Here is a 19,845-nt window from a genome sequence, read left to right on the forward strand (position 1 = left end):
GCGAAATCGTTGCGGGACAACGGGGTGCGCCGACCGAGGGGCGGTTCACCCTGCCAATGGGAGAACGGGCCGACCAGCGGTCAAGGTCTTACTTATCCGTGCTCAACGCCGAAAGGTGTCAGGTCCGAGCCGTGTTGAGATAGGCGAGAACCGCCAGGACCCGGCGATTGTCGTCGTCCGACGGCGCGAGCCCGAGCTTGCCGAAGATCCCGGCCGTGTGCTTGCCCACGGCGCCCTCGCTCATGAAGAGCCGCTGGGCGATCGCGGCATTGGACCGGCCCTCGGCCATCAGCCCCAGCACCTCCCGCTCGCGCGGGGTGAGCTGGTCGACGGGCCCGTCGGCGGGACCGGTCGAGAGCAGCTTCGCGATGACGTCCGGATCCATCGCGGTGCCACCGGCCGCGACCCGGTGCACCGCGTCGAGGAACTGGTCGGCGTTGAGCACCCGGTCCTTGAGCAGATAGCCGACCCCGCCGGAGCCGTCGGCGAGCAGCTCCCGGGCGTAGAGCTGCTCCACGTGCTGCGAGAGCACCAGAACGGGCAGGCCGGGTGCCGCGCGACGGGCGGCGAGGGCCGCGCGCAGCCCCTCGTCGGTGAAGGTCGGCGGCAGCCGCACGTCGACGATCGCCACGTCGGGCCGGTGCTCGGCGAGGGCGGCGGCGAGCTCGGGGCCGGACTCGACGGCGGCGACCACCTCGAACCCGTGCGCGCGCAGGAGCTGCGTCAGGCCCTCCCTCAGGAGGAAGAGGTCCTCGGCGAGGACGACGCGCATGGGATCTCCATCGTCAGCACGGTGGGGCCGCCCGGCGGGCTCGCCACGTCCACTGTTCCGTCGAAGATACCCAGTCGCCGGGCGAGCCCGCGCAGCCCGCTGCCCCGGGTCGGGTCGGCGCCGCCCCGGCCGTCATCGCGGACGGTGATCCGCAGCAGGTCGTCTTCGTGTGCGAGCACCACCGCGGCGGTCCGAGCCTCGGCGTGCCGGGCGGCGTTGCCGAGCGCCTCGGCGACCGCGAAGTAGGCGGCCGCCTCGATCGGTTCCGGCAACCGCTGCGGCAGCCGCACGGTCACGGTGACCGAGAGCGGGCTGTCGAGCGCGAGCGCCCGGACGGCGTCGCCGAGCCCGCGCTCGGCGAGCACCGGCGGATGGATGCCGCGGACCAGTTCTCGCAGCTCGCGTAGGGCGGTGGCGGCGGATTCGCGGGTCCGGGCGAGCAGCTCCCGCGCCGCCTGCGGGTCGGTCTCCATCAGCTTCTCGATCGTGGCGAGGCTCATTCCGACCGCGACGAGCCGGGCCTGCGCGCCGTCGTGCAGATCGCGTTCGATCCGTCGCAGCTCGCTCGCCTGCGCCTGCGAGGCCTCGGCCCGGGTCTGGGTGAGCTGCTCGACCCGCTGGGTCAGCGCCGCCTCGTTCGTCGGCCCGAGCAGCAGCCGGGTCCACCGGCCATGCAGGCGCAGCAGCGGGGGTGCGAGCTTCGCGGTGCCCACGGCGAGGAGGAGCCCGGCCGGGATCGCGGGCCAGGCGTAGCCGGCGACGTGGCCGTACCAGTCGGCTTCGGGAACGCCGAAGAGCGTCTGGGTGACCCGGGGCAGCGCGAGGCCCCAGATGCCGTAGATGATGCCGGCGGCGGGCACGAACGCGATCAGGCCGCCGACGATCGGGTCCACGCCGCGCCACAGCACCTCGCGCCAGGTCGCCGGGTCCTTCAGCAGCCAGCTGGAACGCTGGTTGAACGCCGCCCAGCGCTGCGACTCGTAGAGCCGCCCCTCCACCTGATAGAGCCCGTCATCGATGCGCCGCTGTAGTGGCGGCAGGATCCGGTAGGGGCTGGCGATCCGTCCGCCGGTCCACCGGGCCATCGACCGGCGCATGTCGGCGAGCCAGCGGAAGTCCTCCAGCACCGCCGGCACCAGGAAATAGATCCCCAGCCCGAACCCGCCGAGCAGCCCCAGGATCGTCACGACGAAGACCGGGATCGCGAGCATGCTGGTGAGGAACAGCAGCGTCAGCCGGAAGGCCGGCAGCAGGGTCCGGCCGAACCAGGCCCGGATCGGGTGCCGCCGCTCGCTCGGATCGTCCACATCGGAGCGGAGCAGGGCGCCGCCGAGCATCCGCCGGTTGAACCGCGCGCAGGCCGCGAGCGTCCACGGCGCGACGGCGACGCCCAGCCCCGCCGCACCAAGCCCAAGGGCCACGAGCAACCAGGTGGGTACGCCACCAGGCCCCCACCACGGCAGCGACACACCGCCGACCAGCGCGAACGCCGGAAGCAGCCCGATCAGCCCGCCGGTGAACGGCGCCAGCAGCATCCAGCCGAGGTCCCGCCACGTCGCGTTGTCGCCCAGCACCCACTCCAGCCGGAGCATCAGCCGCGGCATCCACGGTTTGCGATAGAGCTGCCGCTGGTGGCGGTACCACCCGTCGGGCTGCCGCACCGGTTCGGGCGGCTCCGGCAGGTAGGGGTCCCCGATCGCCACCCCGGTCCACCGGTGGGTGAGCAGTCTCGCCAGCCGGGCGAGGCGACGGCTGGCGAGGATCGGCAGCGGCAGCGAGAACACCAGGCCGAACCCGAAGCCGGGGATGAAGGACGCGATCGTGAACACGAAGCCGACCAGCCCGAGCAGCGCCACTCCGTAGAGCTGCACTCCCCTGACCAGCGCCGTCCATCGTCCCGTCATGCGCACAGTCTCGCCGGTGGGCGGCCCGGCCGCACTCCCCCCATCCCCACACCGGGGTGGTGCTAGCTCTACCCCGACCGGGGAGTTGCGGGCATTCCGCCGCCTCGCACCGGATTCCTAGAGTCGTCGGCATGGCAGTCATCGAAGTCAATAACCTCACGAAGCGGTACGCCGACCGCACCGTGGTGGCGGACGTCAGCTTCACCGTCGAGGCGGGCGAGATCTTCGGCATCATCGGGCGCAACGGCGTCGGCAAGACCACCACGGTCGAGTGCATCAGCGGCCTGCGGGTCCCCGACGGCGGCACCGTCGCCGTGCTCGGTCTCGATCCGCAGCGGCACGGCGTCCAGCTGCGCCGGCAGGTCGGGGTGCAGCTACAGGAGTCGGCGCTGCAGGACCGGATCACCGTGCGGGAGGCGCTGGGGCTGTTCGCCTCGTTCTACCCCGACCCGGCCCGGCCGGAGCAGCTCATGGACGAGCTCGGTCTCACCGCGTCGCGGGACACCGCCTATGCCAAGCTCTCCGGCGGGCAGAAGCAGCGGCTCTCGATCGCGCTGGCCCTGGTCGGCAATCCGAAGATCGCGATCCTCGACGAGCTGACCACGGGGCTCGACCCGCAGGCCCGCCGCGAAACCTGGCAGCTCATCTCCGGCGTACGCGACCGGGGTGTGACGATCTTGCTCGTCACCCACTTCATGGACGAGGCCGAACGGCTCTGCGACCGGATCGCCGTCATCCACGACGGGCGGGTCGCGGCGCTGGACACCCCCGACGGGCTGACCGCGCGAATCGCCACCGGCCAGGTGCTGCGCTTCCGCACCAAGAGCCCGGCCGACCTCGACGCGCTCCGCGCGCTGCCGGCGGTCTCCTCCGTCGTCGACACCGACGGCGATCTGGTCGTCGCCGGGACCGCCGAGGCGCTGCCGGAGGCGATCGTGGAGCTCAGCCGCCAGCACCTCATCCCCATCGGACTCAAGGTCGAGCAGGCCACCCTCGACGACGCCTTCATCGCCATCACCGGCACCGCACCGACAGGAGACCCGGCATGAACGTCCAGCTGCTCCGGATGGAGCTCAAGCTCTACTTCCGCGACATCGCCGCGGTGATCTTCGGAATCCTGCTCAGCCCGCTGATCCTCGTCGTCCTCGGCAGCATCCCCGGTTTCCGCGTCGAGGCGCCGGAACTGGGCGGACGCTCGGTGATCCAGCTCTACGTGCCGATCATGCTGGCGATGGCGATCGCCATGATCGCGACGAGCACCCTGCCGGTCCAGCTCGCCGCGTACCGGGAGCGGGGCATCCTGCGCCGCCTCTCCACCACCCCGGCCCGGCCCCGGGACCTGCTCGCCGCGCAGGGCCTCGTGCACCTGAGCATGCTGCTCGTGGGGACCGCGCTGATCCTCGGCATCGGCCGGGTCGCCTTCGGCGTGCCACTGCCCGGCAACCCGGTCGGGTTCGCCCTCGCCTACCTGCTCGCGGTCGCGGCGCTCTTCGGGCTCGGGCTGCTGATGGCGAGCGCGAGCACCAGCAAGGTGGCGCAGGCCCTCGGCACGACGGTCTTCTTCCCGATGCTCTTCTTCGCCGGGCTCTGGGTGCCCCGGGAGGCGATGCCGGAGGCGCTGCGCCGCATCGGCGACTTCACCCCGCTCGGCGCCGGAGTGCAGGCCCTCCAGGACACCACCGCGGGCCACTGGCCGCAGCTGCTGCACCTCGGTGTCCTGATCGGATACACCGTGCTCGCCTGGCTCGCCGCGATCCGCTATTTTCGCTGGTCCTGATCGCCCGGGACAGCCAAGGTCGCCGCAACTTTTCAAGAGTTGGTCCTAAAAACCCATTAGGACCAACTCTTGAAAAGTTGCGGCGACCTTGGGGTCGGCGCGGTTCCGGCGGCACCGGTCCCGGCTGTCCGTCAGATGTCCGGGAATGGATTCCACGTCGATCGAGGGGAACACGTGTGGGCACCGCCGGCGCGGCCGACTCGGCATCGCAGATCACCCGGATAGTCAACGCACGCGCTGAGCTGCTGCCGCGCATCCGATCCCGCCTCGACCAGTGGATCGCGGTGGAGGGACACCTCAACAACCTGGCGAGCCTGGTCGGCCCCGGGATCTCCTATCCGGAGCTCCAGATGGACCTGGCGCAGATGCGGACCGCGGTGGACACGACGCTGGCGGCGCTGCGCCTAGTCGAGCGCCGCTGCTCGCGCGACTCGATCAACGTCGGGGTCGGCGGTGACGCCCGCATGGGCAAGAGCACGCTGCTCCAGGCGATCTCCGGCCTCACCGACCAGCACATCCCGACCGGCAGCGATCTGCCGGTCACCGCCGCGCGCAGCCGCATCACCTACACCTCCGGCGAGCCGAGAGCGGTGCTGACGCTGCGCACCTTCGAGGGGTTCCGCCAGGAGGTGCTCGTCCCCTATCACGAGCGGATCGGCCTGGGCCCGGCGCCGCTGACGCCCTTCGAGTTCGAGAACCACGTCTACCCGGCGACGCTGGTCTCCGGCGGCGCCGAGGACCTCGCCTCGACGACCCGGCAGGCGCTGCTCAACGAGCTCCGCGAGCTGCACAGGGCGTTCCCCGGCTATCGCGACCTGCTCGTCGGCGGTACGAAGGAGGTGTCGCTCGACGAGATCGCCGGGTACGTCGCCTACGAGACGGCGGAATCGATCGCGGCGGGGCAGCAGCGCTCGGCGCGATACATGGCCGTCGACCACGCCGACATCATGTCGCGCTACCGCAACGACGACGCCCGCCAGCTCTGCCTCGTCGACCTCCCCGGCCTCGGCGAGCTCTCGCCCCGGGTCGCGGCGGAGAGCCACGCAGCCGCTCTGCGCGACGACATCGACGTCGCCCTGATGATCAAGCGAGCGGCCCCCACCACGGCGTTCTGGGGTGAGCGGGACGCCAACGCGCTCGGCATCCTCGACATGGCGAAGGGCCCGATCCGGCACGTCGCCGACTTCGCGGTGATCGTCGTCAACCGGCACCCGGACGACGGCGGCCGGATCCCGGCGATGCGGCGCAGCATCGAGGAGAAGCTCCACGAGAGCGGCGAGCAGGTCATCCAGATCTTCGAGGTCGACGTCCACGACACGACCGACGTCAACCAGCGGCTCCTGCCCTTCGTGCTGGAGTTCGTCGCCGAACGCCTGCAGCGCAACGATCGCGCGATCTTCGACGGGCTGGAGGTCAAGCTCCGCGAGCAGCTCGCCTCGGTCGCGGAGGCGCTTCACCGGATGCGGGCCGCGATCGCGCGCAGCGCCGGATCGGTGCACCACCACGACGACGAGCTGATCGGCCGGGCCGAGCGGCTGCGGTCGGACCTCGCCGGCGGGCTGCAGACCCTCATGACCGAGCTGCACGCCCTCACCACCCAGGACGCGGTCGACCGGGCCTACGAGACGCTGATCGAGCAGATTCACGCGGAGGTGCGCGAGTGGATCGTCGGCGGCCTCGGGATGGCCGAGTCGGACTGGTTCCAGGCCGCCGACGACGCGATCAACCGCGACGGCCACGGCCTCAACTTCTCCAGCCGCGAGCTCGACCGGGTCCGTGTCGAGCTCGGCGGCCGCTACGCCGTGCTCGACACCCTCTTCGCCGAGCGGGTCCGCAACCTCCAGGACCAGATCGTCAAGGTGCTGCTCAAGCACCTGCCGCCGCTCACGGCACAGGATCCGTCCTCCCCCGCCGGGGCGCTGCTGGAGCTGGCGCAAGCCGTCGAGCAGGCCGACTATCCGGCGGACGGCTTCGGCCAGGCGGTACGCGCCCTCGCCGCGGTGCGGCTGGACTTCGGCACCCAGATGTACCCGCAGATCCGCAGCGAGCTGCGCCGCATCGCCTACGTCGAGACCAACCCGACGACGGGGCAGCAGATCATCACGATCCGGCCCGACGACTCCGCGTCGCTGCGCGAGCAGATCATCGGCCGGGCCCTCAGCGGGGCCGACGGCACGCGGCGGGCACTGATCCTGAAGAAGCTGCCCACGGCGTCGATCCTGCACGCGGTGGCCGAGCAGTTCGAGGACTCGGTCATCCGGTCCGGCGACGCCGAACAGGAGTTCCGCAACATCCTGCGGTCCTACTACGAGGTGGTGCCGCAGGCCCGCGACTCGGACGTGTCCTACCAGCTCATCCGCTTTCGCAGATTTTCCAAGACGATGCTCGAGCACATCGCAGCCATGGAGGCAGGCTCGTGACACCCACGATGGTCCATCGCATCGGCATCGCGGCTCCGAGCGGGGTCGGCAAGACCACGCTGCTCGCGTCACTGCTGCTCGACGGCCGGGAGATGCTCAACGGCCAGAACGGGCGGTTGACCGCGGAGAACCAGGCACAGAGCGCCGACCTCTCCGACCTGATCAACCGGATCAAGGGCGCCCTGGAGAACCACCACCTCAACCTCGGCGCGATCAACGCCACGATCGGCGTCAAGAACTACCGCCTGCGGCTCGGCGCCGGTGTCTCCGGGCCGTCGGTGATCCTCGACATCATGGACTACCCCGGCGGCATCATCACCGGTGAGGTCCAGGACCAGAACAGCTGGGTACGCGTGCAGGAGCATGTCGAGCAGAGCACGATGCTGCTCGTACCCATCAATGCTCCTGCTCTGATGAGCGCGACCACGATCGCGGAGCGGGCGGCCCTCAGCTCTCACCTCGCCATCGAGGAGGTGAGCGTCATGGTCGAGTCCTGGGCCAAGTTCCGGGGCGGTATCGACAGCGAGCCGGCATGCATCATGTTCTGTCCGATCCGGTGCGAGAGCTACTTCTCCGACCACCACAACGTGGTGGACGAGTCGGCGCGGCTGTTCCAGGCCGTCTCCACGGCGTACCGGGATGTCTGGGACCTGGTCCGCTCCAACGCGCCGCGCGCCCAGATCGGTTACCTGCCGCTGGACACGCTCGGCTCGGTCTCCCTGCAGGAGGCGCGCTGGCTTCCCAACTCGACCACCGGCAAGCTGGAGTGCCAGCCCACCTTCCATGCCCGGGCGCCCTACAAATTCTCCCCCAAGGGCGTGCGCAACCTCATGGTGCTCACGGCGAAGCTGCTGATGGAGGACACCGAACGCCAGGCCGAGGCGCAGGAGAGCCGGGCGGGCCGGCTCTACCGCGAGGCCTCGGAGGAGGTCGACCGCGACCGGTTCGTCCTGTGGCGGTGGTGGTTGGAGGCCTCCGGGCAGATGGACCAGATGCGCGGCCGGGCCGAGCAGCGGCGTAGCGAGCTGGTGGCGGCGCGGTCCCAGCTCGGCACGCTGCGCGAGACGATGGAGTTCCTGCGTACGCATCAGATGGACAGCCGCTACGTCGCGTGGAACGAGAGGCGGTGACCGTGATCATCGTGCAGGCACGCGGGACCGGGACGACCGGCAGCGACTACCGCTTCCTCGGCCCGCCGCCCCAGCGGTGGTGGGACGGCCACACCGCCGCCACCTACATGCGCTGGGAGGAGTTCGCGGTCCTCGTCGAGTCCGACGGTGAGCGCTGGCAGGCGGCGGTCTTCGGCATCGCCGCGAAGCACCGCGACGTGCTCACCCGCCAGACGCAGATCATGCTCGCCATCTCCGGCGACGCCCACGACCCCGACGCCGAACTGCTGCGCGGCCTGCTGCAGTCGGTCCTCGCCGGCGAGGACGGCGCCGCCCTCGTCTCGGACCTGCTCGGCGAGGAGTTCCCGCAGCAGGAGATCGTGAAGCTGCGCGACTGGGCTGCGGCCCTGCCGGACGGCGAGATCCCGCCGACGGCGGAGGCCGCCCGGGCCGAGTCGGAGATCAGGGCCCGCCGAGCGCTCGCGAAGCTGCCCGCCTGCTCGGTCCCGCCGTGGATGGAGGACCCGGACATCGGGATCTCCTGCCACGTGCTGCGCGACGGTGCCGAGGAGTTCCTCGCCGTCGTGGGCAGGCTCTGCGCGGGGCGGGCGGGGCGGGCCGTCCTCACCGCGACCCTGCAGGACAAGGCCAGCGCCGACATCGTGCTCGACGAGCTGATGAAGCAGCCGGGTACGAGCATCGTGCTCGTCACCGTCGGCGGGGATGCGTTCGACCGGGCGTTCTGGGAGATCCCGGTCGAGCCGGAACCGGTGGCGGCCGACCCAAAAGGTGGGCCGGGTGGACCCGGCTCCAGCGACTCCTCCCGTGGAACTGGCGATTCTGGCGTAGGTCGCCCGCCGAATAGCGCTCCTGGCGGGCGGTTCACCCCTGCGCCCCGGGGCGGCGACTGGCTCACGTTGTGGGAGCCACGGCGGGATTTCGAGCTCGTTGCGGTCGGGGCGTCGGGCGGTCAGCTCGTGCTCACCTACACCAAGAGTTCGCGTCAGCACACCGTGAGGGTCACCCTGCGGCACGACCGGCTCGCGGCGATCCTGGAGATAGGCATCGACGGCGGCAGTGGTCCCATCAGAGTCGAGGTAGGAGTGACCCGTCAGGGATCCCGCCTGAAGTGCGCCGGGGATGTCACCGGCCACGGCAGTCGGATCGCGCGAGTCGAGGTGGTCGTCGACTGCGACTTCCACTGGGCGGGCTACTACGACACCGGCGGCGGCCTGCCGACTCTGGTGTCGGAGGGGACGGAGTTCGTCACGGGCATCGTGCGCAACGTCCTCAGCCCGCCGTCGACTCCGCCGGACCGGGACGGTCGCTGACCGGATCGGGAATCAGCACCCGGACCAGCCTCGACACCTCGGCGTAGGCGTCGAAGGCGGGGTCCGGGAACGCGACCTGGTGCAGCATGATCCCGTCGAGCTGGAACATCAGCATCCGGCAGTGGCCGTCGGGATCGGCGGAGCCGACGGCCCGCAGCCAGGCACCCGCCCACACCTGGATCCCGGCGGCCGTCGCGGCGAGGTGGTGCTGGAGCCGGGGTCGCCAGGCGGCCTCCATGAAGATGCCGTAGCGGGCCAGCGTGAGCGCGCGATCGGCTCCGGTGGCCCGGCTCACGAAGGTCGACAGGGCCATCGCGAGCTGGTCGGCGTCGGCCGGCGGCGCGAGCGACACGATCATCTCCCAGACGGCCCGCTCCCGGGCGGCGAAGCGCTCGATCACCCCGCCGATGAGGGCCTCCCGGGTCCGGAAGAGGTTGGACGTCGACCCCTGCGGCAGCCCGGCCTCGGTGTCGACGGCCCGGTGGGTGAGCAAACGCGCGCCCTGCTGGCCCAGGACCGCGATGGCGGCGTCCAGGATCAGCTCTTCTCTGCTGGTCACCGGCGGAATACTACAGGAGTAGTGACGATCCACTACAGCTGTAGTACGCTCGGGGCATGCGCGGAACAGCAGCGATCATCGGCGGCGGCATCGGCGGTCTCGCCACCGCTGCCGCACTGGCACAGCACGGCTGGGCGGTGACGGTCTTCGAGAAGGAGGCGGCACCCGCCGGGTCCGGCACGGCGCTCGGCATGTGGCCCTCCGCCGTCCAGGCCCTCGACCCGCTCGGCATCGGCGACCGGATCCGGCAGGTCGCCGTCCGCCAGACCGTCGGCGCGTTCCGGCGGACCGACGGCTCCCGGATCTGCACGCTCTCCATGGCCAAGCTGGAGAAACGCTCGGGCGACCCGATGTTCGTGATCTCCCGCCCGACCCTGCTCGGCATCCTGCGCGACGCGGTCGATCCCGCGTCGCTGCGGCTCAGCACGGCGATCGAGGACCCCGCCCCGCTGCGCGCGGAGCACGATGTCGTCGTCGCGGCGGACGGCATCTTCAGCCACACCCGCACCGCGCTCTTCGGCGACGCCCACCGCGCGACCTACACCGGCTTCACCGCCTGGCGCGGCTGCGTCGACGACATGCCGACGCAGACCTTCACCGAGACCTGGGGCCCGGGCAGCAAGTTCGGCGTCTCGCCGCAGGAGGGCGGCCGCACCAACTGGTATGGCACGATCGCCGCCCCCGAGCGCTCCTTCACCCCGGGGCGGGAGCTGGCGACCCTGCGCGAGCTCTTCGGCGGCTGGGCCGAGCCGATCCCGTCGGTCCTCGCCGCGACCAGCGAGGACGATGTCCTGCGCCACGACATCTACACCGTGCCGGAGCTGCCGGCCTTCATCAGCGGCAACGTCGCGCTCATCGGCGATGCGGCTCACGCGATGACGCCCGACCTCGGCCGGGGTGCCTGCGAGGCGCTCATCGACGCGGTCGCCCTGGCCCGCTGCCTCCACGAGGCGGCCGATGTCCCGGCCGGGCTCGCCGCCTATGACGGCCTGCGGCGACGGCCGGCCCAGCGGCTCGCGAGGGTCTCCGGCATCGCGTCGCGGCTCGTGCACCGGCGTCCACTGTGGCTGCGCGATCGACTTCTTCAGATGAGCCTTATCTTGCCCACACCGTCGTGACTTAGTCCGTTTTGACTGCTCAAGGACCGATAAGCGGCGCGATCGACTTTCGCCATCGAGCCTTCTCGTCTTCTACTCTGTGGCCGTGAGACACGGCGAGAGCCGCTGGGATGGCGACGATGGCATGCAGGCCTATGACCGATGGCTGGTGTGGCACCACGCCTCCCGGCTGCTGCGGGGAAACCCCACAGGGCACGGCGAGCGGGAGCTCGTGGACTGGGGCGATCAGGCGCTCCTGGAGGCGAGCCTCGCGGTGGTCGCTCCGGTCGCCCGCCCGATGGTGGACCACTTCTACGAACAGCTCTTTCTCCATTTCCCGCACTACCGCCGCTACTTCCCGGCCCAGATGGACGGCCAGTCAGACCGACTGCTGGCCGCGCTGCTCGCCCTGGTCAACGGGTTCGAGGACAAGGAAGCGCTGATCCGCACGCTGAAGCAGCTCGGCCGGGACCACCGCAAGTTCGGCATCCGGGCCGTGCACTTCACCGCCGTCGGCAAGACGCTGCTCACCACCCTCGCCCGCTTCTCCGGGTCGGCCTGGACACCCCAGATCGAGCAGGCGTGGCTCTGCCGCTTCCAGGCCGCCGCGACCACCATGATCGTCGCGGCCGAGGCGGACACGGATCAGCCGCCCTACTGGTATGCCACGGTCGTGCACCACCGGCCCACGGCGCCGGAGAAGGCGGTCCTCAAGCTGCGGCCGCACCACCCCTACGAGTACGCGTTCGGCCAGCACGCCACGATCGAGTCGCCGCTGCTCCCCCGCGTCTGGCGGCCCTTCCCGCTGATCGCCGAGCCGCGGCTCGACGGGCTGCTGGAGTTCGAGATCGTGGCGCTCGGCGACGGCGGGCTCGGCGACATCCTGATGGACAAGACCGTCGTCGGCGACACGCTGCGCCTCGGCGCACCGATCGGCTGACCCTCGACCGGTCCTCAGGCCGGTCATGGTCTCCTGGCCGCAGGAGGCTGTCACGATGACTGAATTGATCAAGGTTTGCGACGTGGACGCGCTGCCCGACGGCGAGGCGCTGCTCGTCCCGGCGGAGACGACCGGCTGGTCCGACGGGATCGCGGTCTTCCGCGACGGCGGCGAGTTCTTCGCCCTCGACGACACCTGCACCCACGAGGAGGCCTCGCTCGCCGACGGCTGGATCGAGAACGGTGCGGTCGAGTGCCCCGACCACGCGGCCCGCTTCTCGCTCGCCACCGGCGCGGTGCTCTGCGACCCGGCCACCAGGGCCGCCCGCACGCACCGGGTCGAGGTCGCCGACGGCTGCGTCTGGCTCGCGGTCGGCGAATGACAGTCGCGGTCGTCGGGGCCGGCGCGGCGGGCGTCGCCACCTGCCAGGCGCTGCGCGGCGGCGGGTACGCCGGAAGCATCACCCTGATCGGCGCCGAACCGGACCTGCCCTACGACCGCCCGCCGCTGAGCAAGAAGGTGCTGGCCGGGACCGCATCCCCGGAGACTGCGACCCTGCACCCCGCCACCTGGTACGCCGACCACCACATCGACCTCCGCCTCGGCACCCCCGCCGAGGAGCTGCGCCCCGATGGAGTGGCCCTCGCCGACGGCACGGTGATCGCGGCGTCCACAGTGGTCCTCGCCACCGGCGGGCGACCACGGCGCCTCACCGTCCCCGGCGCCGACCACCCCGCCATCCGCCACCTGCGGACCAGGGCCGACGCGATCGCGCTGCGGGACGCGCTGGCCCCCGGTCTCCACCTGCTCGTCGTCGGCGGCGGTCTCATCGGCGCCGAGGCGGCGTCCGTCGCCGTGGCCCGGGGTACGCGGGTCACCCTCGTCGAACCGGATCCGTGCCCGCTCGCCCGGGTCGTCGGGGCGCCCGTCGCCGCCTTCCTGCACGGCGAGCACGCGGCGCACGGGGTCAGGGTGGAGACGGCGCAGGTCACCGGCTTTCGCCCCGACGGCAACGGCGTCGTCGCGACACTCGGCGACGGCCGCGAGGTGGCGGCTGACGGCGTACTCATCGGAATCGGCATCGAGCCCGAGACGCGGCTCGCCGCGCGGGCCGGACTGGCGGTGGACGACGGTGTTCTGGTCGGACCGGAACAGCGGGCCGGGACCGGCGCGGTCTTCGCCGTCGGCGACGCCGCGCGGCAGGTCGGACGCCCCCGCGTGGAGCACTGGCACGGCGCGCACCAGTCGGCGGCGCGTGCCGCCGCCGCGATCCTCGGTGTCTCCGCGCCGGTGACCGCGCCGTGGTTCTGGTCGGATCGCTACGGCACACACCTGGAGATGGCCGGTGTCGCGGACCCCGGCGCCACGATGATCGTGCGCGGGATGCTCGGCGACCCGGCCGGATTCTCCGTCTTCTACCACCGGGACCGGTCGGTCCTCGGCGCCGTCACCGTCAACCGGCCGCTGGACTGCCGGGCAGCGCAACGCCTCATCGACCGCGCCGTTGCGGTCGATGAGGGAGCACTGAAGGACGAGACGGTCGCCCTGAAACGGTTGCTGCGCTAGTCGGTCAGGCGTTGCTGCGGCGACGGCGCCTGCGCTTCGGGGCGTCGTCGTCCGCGATCGCCGTGCGGGTCAGCGCGGCTGCGATCGCGATGCCGATCACCGCGAACACGAGCTGCACGCCGAGCTCCACCCAGCTCCAGCCGAAGTGCCAGCCGGCCCAGTCCCAGTCGAACCGCCCGGGAACGTTGTCGTCCCAGCCGAGCGCGCGCGAGGCCCACGTGCCGAGCAGTGCGGCGACCACGCCGACCGCGACCGTGGCGACTGCACCGATGCTCTGCCGTCCAGGCAGGATCAACCGGCCGAGGGTGCCGATCACTATTCCGATCAGGATTGCGCTGAGAATTCCGGTCGCCGTCATGCATCCCGAATACCCGAATCCCCCTCACCCCAATCCTCCCGCGCTCCCCGCAGCGCGAAGTTCGAGATCTTGTGCGTTTTCCGTCGCTCTGACGACGGAAAACGCACAAGATCTATGAATCCAGCAGATGTACGCCGTCGTGAAGGCGGATCGGGGTGCCCGCCGGCTGGAGAGCGTCGAGGGCGCGGATCGCGATCGGCTCGGCGATGGCCGCGGTGATCTGCGCCGGGGTCCACCAGGCGACCTGCTGCGATTCGTCGGTCGTCGTCGGCTCGCCGCCGATCTGACGTGCGCGGAAGACCAGCGCAACGACACCGATCCTGATGTTCTTGTAAACGCCGCTGAGCCGGACCGGCTCCACCTCGACGCCCGTCTCCTCCAAAACCTCACGACGCATGCCATCCTCAATGGACTCGTCGAGCTCGAGGATGCCTCCCGGCAGCTCCCACCGGCCGTTGTCCCGGCGCTGCACGACGAGCACCCGGCCGTCGCCGTCGACGACGACGCCCGTGACGCTGACCGAGTGCCGATAGGGTGCGGTCATAGCTGATCTCCCTGCTCAAATAGGCACAACGCGACAGTGGCGTCGTCGTGGGGCTTCGTGCCTGCCGATGTGACGGCGGTCCGCTCAGCACGTCGCACCTGTGCGATGAGCTCCCGCGGACCCTCGACCTCCACCAGATCGAGCAGCGCCGCCCAGCCCATCAGGCCGAACTTGTCCACGGCGCAGGACGCGCCATCCGTCAGCAACGCCGCTCGCCGCAGCGCACCCGGGCCATGCTTCGGCGCTGACCCGCTGAGCCCTCGGTAGGCAGCGAGGGGATCAGCGGCAGCGATCCAGTAGCCGCCTTCGCGGTTGATGTGGTCCCACTTACCCGGCGTGTGACCCCGGTTCATCTCCAGCGCACTCAACTCGGGGGCATCGGCGCGCAGCCGGGCGATCAGGTCGGCGAAGCGGGTATCCGTCACCGCCGTGATGTCACCCGAGTCCAGTACCAGCGTCGCGTCGCAGAGGACGAGGTATTCGACATCGTCCGGGTGATCGCGGAGGAGGCACACCGTCGACGCCGGCGTACTCGGAACGCTCAGATCGCAGGTGTCCTGGTGCTCCGCTGCGACGCAGGAGATCGCGCAGGCCAGGATCCGGGCAAGCGGCACACGGGATTCCGACGCGTAGCAGCCCATCACGTTCTTCATGAGGCGCTCGACATACCAGGCGGGATCGTGGATACAGCCATTGTCCAGATCGGACACTGCGGTCACTCCGTCGAGGACACAGACCAGGCCCATCGCGTGCGCCACGCGATCCTCGTTGGCCTCCCGACCAGGGGCTGTTTCAGAAGCGGTGACGACCCTCATGAGGGCGACACCCGGTCGGCCCACGCATAGTGCAGCGTCCACAGATGTCCGGACATCACATGGACGGTCACGCTTACCGGGCGATCGGCGGCGTCGTAGGCGACGTGGATGATCTCGAAGACCGGCTGGCCGGAGTCCAGATCCAGCTTCCGCTGCTCGGCAGCGTCGGGCATCCGCACGGTGACCGCCTCGGTGAAGCGCACCGGGGCAGCGCCGAGGTCGGCCAGCCGAGCATAGGAGCCACCCGCGCCGACGTCGGGCTGCACCAGGACGGAGTCTTTCGCCATGTCCCAGAGGTAGTAGGAGTCGGCCAGTTGCGTCGGCTCGTCATCGGCGAAGAGCGCTCGACTGCGCAGCAGCGTCTGCGTACCCGCCATGATGCCGAGCGCCTCGGCGACAGCGCTCGGTGCGCCGATCGGGCCCACGTAGCCGTAGTCGGTGCGGGGCTGCAAGCCTAAGGAACGGATCTCCACATCACCCGCGCCCGCGCCACGATCGCGCACGGCGAAGCGTTCGCTGGCGTGGCGGTCGATCTTCGACAGGGTGGCGACGTAGGTGCCGAGCCCTCGCTTGACCTTGACCAGGCCGGTGGCTCGCAACAGACCCACGGCCTTGTTGATCGTGACGCGCGAGACCCGCAGCTCAGCGGCGAGTTCCGGCTCGCTGGGCAGCGCCGAGCCCTTCACGTAGGTCCCGTCCGCGATGCGGCTGCGCAGCAGGTCGGCGATCTGCGCGTACTGCGACTTCGACGGTTCGATAGAAGACAACCTGCTCACCCTGCTCGTACGACATCTGGGCACCCAAGCCTAGATCTTCCTCGGCATCAGCCTGACACAGACGTATTACATCTTGCCAGCCACAAAATCCCACTTGTAGGATGTCTTACATCTACCTCGCTGAAATGAGGAACCATGGCCGCACGCGACCAACACCGTCTCATCACGACAGCACGTCCGGTGCCGAGCGGCGTCGAGGTCATGGTCAAGCTGGGCACGGGCTCGCGCATCAACCTCGACGTGGCTCCGCTCGGCGACGGAATGCCCATCCTGGAGATCCTGGCCGGTGACGGAGTGCACGTCATGATCACGCCGTGGGTCGGCGTTGCGGACGACGGGCCCCTCACCAGCATGGATCTGCTGATCGCCGACGAATTGCTGGCATCGGCCCGGGGTTATCGCAACGATCTCGCGCGGGCTCTCGGCGTACCCGCTGTCTAGTTCAGAGCGCGGTCCGCTCACCCGGGGTCAACCAGCGCAAGCCGTCCCGGGTCGCCGCCGGTGCCGTCGCGAACTCGCGCTCGATCGCCTCACGTGGCTGCTGGAAGTGCTTCCAGCCCTCGTAGTGCACCGGGATCACCACCCGTGGCCGGACCAGTTCGCACAGCTCGACAGCGTCCCGGGCCAGCATCGTGTATCGGATCGGCCCCGAGATCGGGAACCGCACCCCACCCATGTGGATCACCGCAACGTCGATGTCGAGCCGCTTCGCCACCTCGTGCAACCCGTCATAGAGCACCGTGTCGCCGGAGATCCAGACGCTGCCGCCCGGCCACCGCACGTCGAAGCCGATCACGTCGCCGACGATCGCCCGGCTCAGCGGCGGACCGTGCCGTCCCGGCGTGGCCGTGATCTGCACGGTCGGCCGTCCCGGCGCGGCGAGGGTGGCGGTGGCCCAGGGTGCCAGCCCGCGCGCGTTGCCGCCCAGCCGGCGCGCGCCGGAGACGGTGGTGAGCACGGTGGCGGCGGTCGGGAGCAGCCGTCGGCCGGCGGGGTCGAGGTTGTCGCCGTGGCCGTCGTGGCTGATCAGCACCGCGTCGATCGGCGGCAGGTCGACGGCGGCGATCGCCGGGCCGGTCAGCTTGCGCGACGAGGTGCCCCACCCGAAGCGGTAAAGCCCGCCGGGCGGGTCGAAGGTCGGGTCGGTGAGGAGCTGCCATCCGCCGATCTCGATGAGCGTCGTCGGTCCGCCGATGTGGGTGATCGCGAGCTCCGTCATGCGGATCAGTCTGCCAGCGCTGTCACGTCAGGGGTTGGTGGCGAGGAAGATGAATGCGGCGAACAGCGCCAGGTGCACACCGGCCTGCATCAGCGTGGCCCGTCCTGGTACGACGGTGAGAACGCCGACCACCACCGTGAGCAGCAGCAACACCATCTGGATCGGGTCGAGTCCGAGGAGCAGGTGCCCGGGCAGCCACAGCGACGCGACGGCGATCGCCGGGATGGTGAGCCCGATGCTCGCGATCGCCGAACCGAGCGCCAGGTTGAGGCTCGTCTGCATCCGGTCCCGCCGGGCGGCCTTCAGCGCGGCGAACGTCTCCGGTGTCAGCACCAGGATGGCGATGATGACACCGACGACGGCCTGCGGCAGCCCGGCGGCGGCGACACCGCGTTCGATCGTCGGCGACACCGATTTGGCGTTGCCGACCACCGCGATCAGCGCGATCAGGAGCAGGCCGAGACTGATCATCGTCTGCCGGTTGGTCGGCGGCGACTCGTGGTCCTCGGACTCGATCACCTCGCCGGCCCCGCCGTCGACCGTGGTGATCGGGAGGAAGTCGTCGCGGTGCCGGACGGTCTGCACGGTGATGAAGGTGGCGTAGAGCAGGAGCGAGGAGACGGCGGCGAAGGCGAGCTGCGGTGGCGTGAACTCCGGTCCCGGGCGGCTGGTGGTGAAGGTGGGCAGGACCAGGCTGAGCGTGGCGATCGTCGCGATCGTGGCGAGCGCGGCGCCCGTACCCTCCGAATTGAAGATGGCGACGCGGCGGCGCAAGGCGCCGGCGAGCAGCGACATGCCGAGGATGCCGTTGCAAGTGATCATGACGGCGGCGAAGACGGTGTCGCGCGCGAGCGACTGCGTCTTGGACCCGCCGCTGATCATCAGCGTGATGATCAGCGCGACCTCGATCACCGTGACCGCCACCGCGAGGATCAGCGAGCCGAACGGCTCGCCCACCCGGTGCGCGACGATCTCCGCGTGGTGCACCGCGGCCAGAACAGCGCCGGCCAGCAGCACCGCGATCACGATCACCGCACTCGCGCTCAGCGATCTCCCCCAGGAGATGGCGAGTACGCCGATGGCCAGCACCGGCAGCACGGCGGTCCAGTGGGCGATCGACCAGCGGATCGGGTTGGCCATATCGCCCACATTGCCATATGACTTGCATAGTCGGGCGTAGTGTCCGAATGTGATCAGCATCGACGCCGTGGCCGACACGCTGACCGAGCTGCACGACCGGCTGCGGACCCTCGACGAGGGCACGGTGGCCGACTACATCCCGCAGCTCGCGACGGTCGACCGGCGGCTGTTCGGGCTCGCCCTGGTGAGCATGGACGGTCACCTCTACACCGCCGGTGACGCCGACGTGCCGTGCACGATCCAGTCGGTCTCGAAGCCGTTCGTCTACGCCCTGGCCCTCGCCGATCTGGGACTGGCGGAGGTCAGCAGGCGGGTCGGCGCCGAGCCCAGCGGGGAGGCGTTCAACGCGATCAGCCTGGAGCCCGGCACCGGCCGCCCCGCCAACCCGATGGTCAACGCGGGCGCCATCGTCACCACCTCGCTCGTCGCCGCGGACTCGCCGGAGCAGCGGTTCGAGCGGATCCTGGCGTGCCTCTCGGCGTTCGCCGGGCGCCCGCTCGACGTGGACGAGCAGGTCTTCGCCTCCGAAGCGGCGACGGGTGACCGCAATCGGGCGCTCGCCCACCTGATGCGTGGCGCCGGATCCCTGACCGGCTCCGTCGACGACGCCGTGACCACGTATTTCCGCCAGTGCGCGATCCGGGTCACCGCCGCGGATCTCGCCGTGATGGCCGCGACCCTCGCCAACGGCGGCGTCAACCCGGTGACCGGCACCGCCGTCGTCCCCGAGCCGATCGCGATGCGGGTGCTCGCCGTCATGGCCACCTGCGGCATGTACGACGCCGCCGGCGACTGGCTGCTCCGCGTCGGTCTCCCCGCGAAGAGCGGGGTCTCGGGCGCGTTGATCGCGGCGAGCCCCGCGCGGTTCGGGATCGCGGTCTTCAGCCCGCCGCTGGACGCCACGGGGAATCCGGTACGCGGCGTCGCGGTGCTGCGGGAGGCGTCGGAGCGGTTCGGGCTGCACCTCATGCACCACCGGCCGGCGGCCGCTCCGACGGTGACCTCGGTGGGACCGGGGCGGTCGACCCGGCCGCGCTCCCGTGCCGCGGCCGCCCTCCTGGCTGCCGCGGCGGACCGGATCACGGTGGTCGCGGTGCAGGGCGCACTGGAATTCACCGAGACCGAGCGGCTGCTCCACGCTCTCGACCAGGCGATCTCGGCTGCTGTGCCATCGTGGGTGGTGCTCGACCTGGGTCGGGTGACGTTCATCGCGCCGGGCGCGGCGTCCATGCTGGACGGGCTGCCGATGCGGCTGCGCGACCATGGCGTGACGGTGGTCGTGGTCGACGTCGGCGGGTTGCTCACCGCTTCCTCGCGGCACTGGACGGGTTTCGCCGGGCTGGATGCGGCGGTCGCCTGGTGCGAGGATCAACTGCTCGCCGATCAGGGACCCCGCGTGGGGTCAGCCTAGCGACGCGGCACGATGATCACGTCCGCTTCGGGGAACCAGACGTGATCGCGGACCAAGCTTCGGTCGGGTTCCCCGAACCTGCCGTGATCACCCGAGGCGGAGCGACG

20 protein-coding genes are annotated in these 19,845 nt (G+C 70.6%); 11 read left to right on the top strand and 9 right to left on the bottom strand.

Features of this window, described 5'->3' with window-relative positions:
- Positions 1-118 precede the first annotated feature (118 nt).
- Both F4553_RS11395 and F4553_RS11400 read right to left on the bottom strand, forming a co-directional pair.
- Entirely contained in the window at positions 119-772 is a 654-nt protein-coding gene (locus tag F4553_RS11395) for a response regulator transcription factor (protein ID WP_184835244.1), read from the bottom strand.
- The gene (locus F4553_RS11400) at positions 736-2,676 is read right to left on the bottom strand and encodes a sensor histidine kinase (protein WP_184835246.1); all 1,941 of its coding nucleotides are present in this window, start codon (positions 2,674-2,676) and stop codon (positions 736-738) included. The genes F4553_RS11395 and F4553_RS11400 overlap by 37 nt, the downstream gene beginning before the upstream one ends.
- A gap of 131 nt (positions 2,677-2,807) precedes the next feature.
- Here F4553_RS11400 and F4553_RS11405 point away from each other — a divergent pair, with 131 nt between their 5' ends.
- The 5 genes from F4553_RS11405 to F4553_RS11425 all read left to right on the top strand — a co-directional run bounded on the left by F4553_RS11405 (position 2,808) and on the right by F4553_RS11425 (position 9,313).
- Positions 2,808-3,725: an ABC transporter ATP-binding protein gene (locus tag F4553_RS11405; RefSeq protein ID WP_184835248.1), complete on the top strand. Its 918-nt coding sequence runs from the start codon at positions 2,808-2,810 to the stop codon at positions 3,723-3,725.
- Positions 3,722-4,453, top strand: coding sequence for an ABC transporter permease (locus tag F4553_RS11410; protein WP_184835250.1), 732 nt, complete (start codon positions 3,722-3,724; stop codon positions 4,451-4,453). The genes F4553_RS11405 and F4553_RS11410 overlap by 4 nt, the downstream gene beginning before the upstream one ends.
- Before the next feature lie 176 nt (positions 4,454-4,629).
- Positions 4,630-6,873: a hypothetical protein gene (locus F4553_RS11415; RefSeq protein ID WP_184835252.1), complete on the top strand. Its 2,244-nt coding sequence runs from the start codon at positions 4,630-4,632 to the stop codon at positions 6,871-6,873.
- Positions 6,870-8,003: a hypothetical protein gene (locus F4553_RS11420; protein WP_184835254.1), complete on the top strand. Its 1,134-nt coding sequence runs from the start codon at positions 6,870-6,872 to the stop codon at positions 8,001-8,003. The genes F4553_RS11415 and F4553_RS11420 overlap by 4 nt, the downstream gene beginning before the upstream one ends.
- Positions 8,000-9,313 carry a hypothetical protein gene (locus F4553_RS11425; RefSeq protein ID WP_184835256.1) on the top strand — a complete coding sequence of 438 codons (1,314 nt, stop codon included), beginning with the start codon at positions 8,000-8,002 and terminating at the stop codon, positions 9,311-9,313. The genes F4553_RS11420 and F4553_RS11425 overlap by 4 nt, the downstream gene beginning before the upstream one ends.
- Here F4553_RS11425 and F4553_RS11430 read toward each other — a convergent pair.
- Positions 9,273-9,872, bottom strand: coding sequence for a TetR/AcrR family transcriptional regulator (locus F4553_RS11430; protein WP_184835258.1), 600 nt, complete (start codon positions 9,870-9,872; stop codon positions 9,273-9,275). The two genes, F4553_RS11425 and F4553_RS11430, sit on opposite strands and share 41 nt — an antisense overlap.
- A gap of 56 nt (positions 9,873-9,928) precedes the next feature.
- Here F4553_RS11430 and F4553_RS11435 point away from each other — a divergent pair, with 56 nt between their 5' ends.
- The 4 genes from F4553_RS11435 (at position 9,929) to F4553_RS11450 (ending at position 13,475) form a co-directional block, all read left to right on the top strand.
- On the top strand, positions 9,929-10,990 hold the full coding sequence (locus tag F4553_RS11435; RefSeq protein WP_184835260.1) for an FAD-dependent oxidoreductase: 1,062 nt from the start codon (positions 9,929-9,931) through the stop codon (positions 10,988-10,990).
- A gap of 85 nt (positions 10,991-11,075) precedes the next feature.
- A complete protein-coding gene (locus F4553_RS11440; RefSeq protein WP_184835262.1) occupies positions 11,076-11,909 on the top strand; it encodes a globin domain-containing protein in 834 nt (277 codons plus the stop codon).
- A gap of 55 nt (positions 11,910-11,964) precedes the next feature.
- Positions 11,965-12,291: a bifunctional 3-phenylpropionate/cinnamic acid dioxygenase ferredoxin subunit gene (locus F4553_RS11445; protein WP_184835264.1), complete on the top strand. Its 327-nt coding sequence runs from the start codon at positions 11,965-11,967 to the stop codon at positions 12,289-12,291.
- Positions 12,288-13,475, top strand: coding sequence for an NAD(P)/FAD-dependent oxidoreductase (locus tag F4553_RS11450; protein ID WP_184835266.1), 1,188 nt, complete (start codon positions 12,288-12,290; stop codon positions 13,473-13,475). The genes F4553_RS11445 and F4553_RS11450 overlap by 4 nt, the downstream gene beginning before the upstream one ends.
- A gap of 4 nt (positions 13,476-13,479) precedes the next feature.
- Here the strand turns inward: F4553_RS11450 and F4553_RS11455 are convergent, their stop codons facing one another.
- The 4 genes from F4553_RS11455 to F4553_RS11470 form a co-directional block, all read right to left on the bottom strand.
- Positions 13,480-13,833 (bottom strand): GlsB/YeaQ/YmgE family stress response membrane protein, encoded by a 354-nt coding sequence (locus F4553_RS11455; protein ID WP_221469856.1) that lies wholly within the window; start codon positions 13,831-13,833, stop codon positions 13,480-13,482.
- 112 nt (positions 13,834-13,945) lie between these two features.
- Positions 13,946-14,377, bottom strand: coding sequence for an NUDIX hydrolase (locus F4553_RS11460; RefSeq protein WP_184835268.1), 432 nt, complete (start codon positions 14,375-14,377; stop codon positions 13,946-13,948).
- Positions 14,374-15,192 (bottom strand): hypothetical protein, encoded by an 819-nt coding sequence (locus F4553_RS11465; protein WP_184835270.1) that lies wholly within the window; start codon positions 15,190-15,192, stop codon positions 14,374-14,376. The genes F4553_RS11460 and F4553_RS11465 overlap by 4 nt, the downstream gene beginning before the upstream one ends.
- On the bottom strand, positions 15,189-15,959 hold the full coding sequence (locus tag F4553_RS11470) for a GntR family transcriptional regulator (protein WP_184835272.1): 771 nt from the start codon (positions 15,957-15,959) through the stop codon (positions 15,189-15,191). The genes F4553_RS11465 and F4553_RS11470 overlap by 4 nt, the downstream gene beginning before the upstream one ends.
- A gap of 144 nt (positions 15,960-16,103) precedes the next feature.
- On the opposite strand from F4553_RS11470, the gene F4553_RS11475 reads away from it, so the two are divergent.
- Positions 16,104-16,409 (top strand): hypothetical protein, encoded by a 306-nt coding sequence (locus F4553_RS11475; RefSeq protein WP_184835273.1) that lies wholly within the window; start codon positions 16,104-16,106, stop codon positions 16,407-16,409.
- 1 nt (position 16,410) lies between these two features.
- Here the strand turns inward: F4553_RS11475 and F4553_RS11480 are convergent, their stop codons facing one another.
- Together F4553_RS11480 and F4553_RS11485 are read right to left on the bottom strand one after the other, a co-directional pair.
- On the bottom strand, positions 16,411-17,187 hold the full coding sequence (locus F4553_RS11480; protein WP_184835275.1) for an MBL fold metallo-hydrolase: 777 nt from the start codon (positions 17,185-17,187) through the stop codon (positions 16,411-16,413).
- Positions 17,188-17,214: 27 nt separating this feature from the next.
- The gene (locus F4553_RS11485) at positions 17,215-18,327 is read right to left on the bottom strand and encodes a calcium:cation antiporter (protein ID WP_184835277.1); all 1,113 of its coding nucleotides are present in this window, start codon (positions 18,325-18,327) and stop codon (positions 17,215-17,217) included.
- Between the two features lie 49 nt (positions 18,328-18,376).
- Here F4553_RS11485 and glsA point away from each other — a divergent pair, with 49 nt between their 5' ends.
- Positions 18,377-19,738: a glutaminase A gene (gene glsA / locus F4553_RS11490; protein ID WP_184835279.1), complete on the top strand. Its 1,362-nt coding sequence runs from the start codon at positions 18,377-18,379 to the stop codon at positions 19,736-19,738.
- Positions 19,739-19,845 lie beyond the last annotated feature (107 nt).

Source organism: Allocatelliglobosispora scoriae (assembly GCF_014204945.1).
Lineage (GTDB): Bacteria > Actinomycetota > Actinomycetes > Mycobacteriales > Micromonosporaceae > Allocatelliglobosispora > Allocatelliglobosispora scoriae.

Coding starts and splice junctions, on each gene's coding strand:
- F4553_RS11395 (WP_184835244.1), bottom strand. CDS start 772: ATGCGCGTCGTCCTCGCCGAGGACCTCTTCCTCCTGAGGGAGGGCCTG.
- F4553_RS11400 (WP_184835246.1), bottom strand. CDS start 2,676: ATGACGGGACGATGGACGGCGCTGGTCAGGGGAGTGCAGCTCTACGGA.
- F4553_RS11405 (WP_184835248.1), top strand. CDS start 2,808: ATGGCAGTCATCGAAGTCAATAACCTCACGAAGCGGTACGCCGACCGC.
- F4553_RS11410 (WP_184835250.1), top strand. CDS start 3,722: ATGAACGTCCAGCTGCTCCGGATGGAGCTCAAGCTCTACTTCCGCGAC.
- F4553_RS11435 (WP_184835260.1), top strand. CDS start 9,929: ATGCGCGGAACAGCAGCGATCATCGGCGGCGGCATCGGCGGTCTCGCC.
- F4553_RS11445 (WP_184835264.1), top strand. CDS start 11,965: ATGACTGAATTGATCAAGGTTTGCGACGTGGACGCGCTGCCCGACGGC.
- F4553_RS11450 (WP_184835266.1), top strand. CDS start 12,288: ATGACAGTCGCGGTCGTCGGGGCCGGCGCGGCGGGCGTCGCCACCTGC.
- F4553_RS11455 (WP_221469856.1), bottom strand. CDS start 13,833: ATGACGGCGACCGGAATTCTCAGCGCAATCCTGATCGGAATAGTGATC.
- F4553_RS11460 (WP_184835268.1), bottom strand. CDS start 14,377: ATGACCGCACCCTATCGGCACTCGGTCAGCGTCACGGGCGTCGTCGTC.
- F4553_RS11465 (WP_184835270.1), bottom strand. CDS start 15,192: ATGAGGGTCGTCACCGCTTCTGAAACAGCCCCTGGTCGGGAGGCCAAC.
- F4553_RS11475 (WP_184835273.1), top strand. CDS start 16,104: ATGGCCGCACGCGACCAACACCGTCTCATCACGACAGCACGTCCGGTG.
- F4553_RS11480 (WP_184835275.1), bottom strand. CDS start 17,187: ATGACGGAGCTCGCGATCACCCACATCGGCGGACCGACGACGCTCATC.
- F4553_RS11485 (WP_184835277.1), bottom strand. CDS start 18,327: ATGGCCAACCCGATCCGCTGGTCGATCGCCCACTGGACCGCCGTGCTG.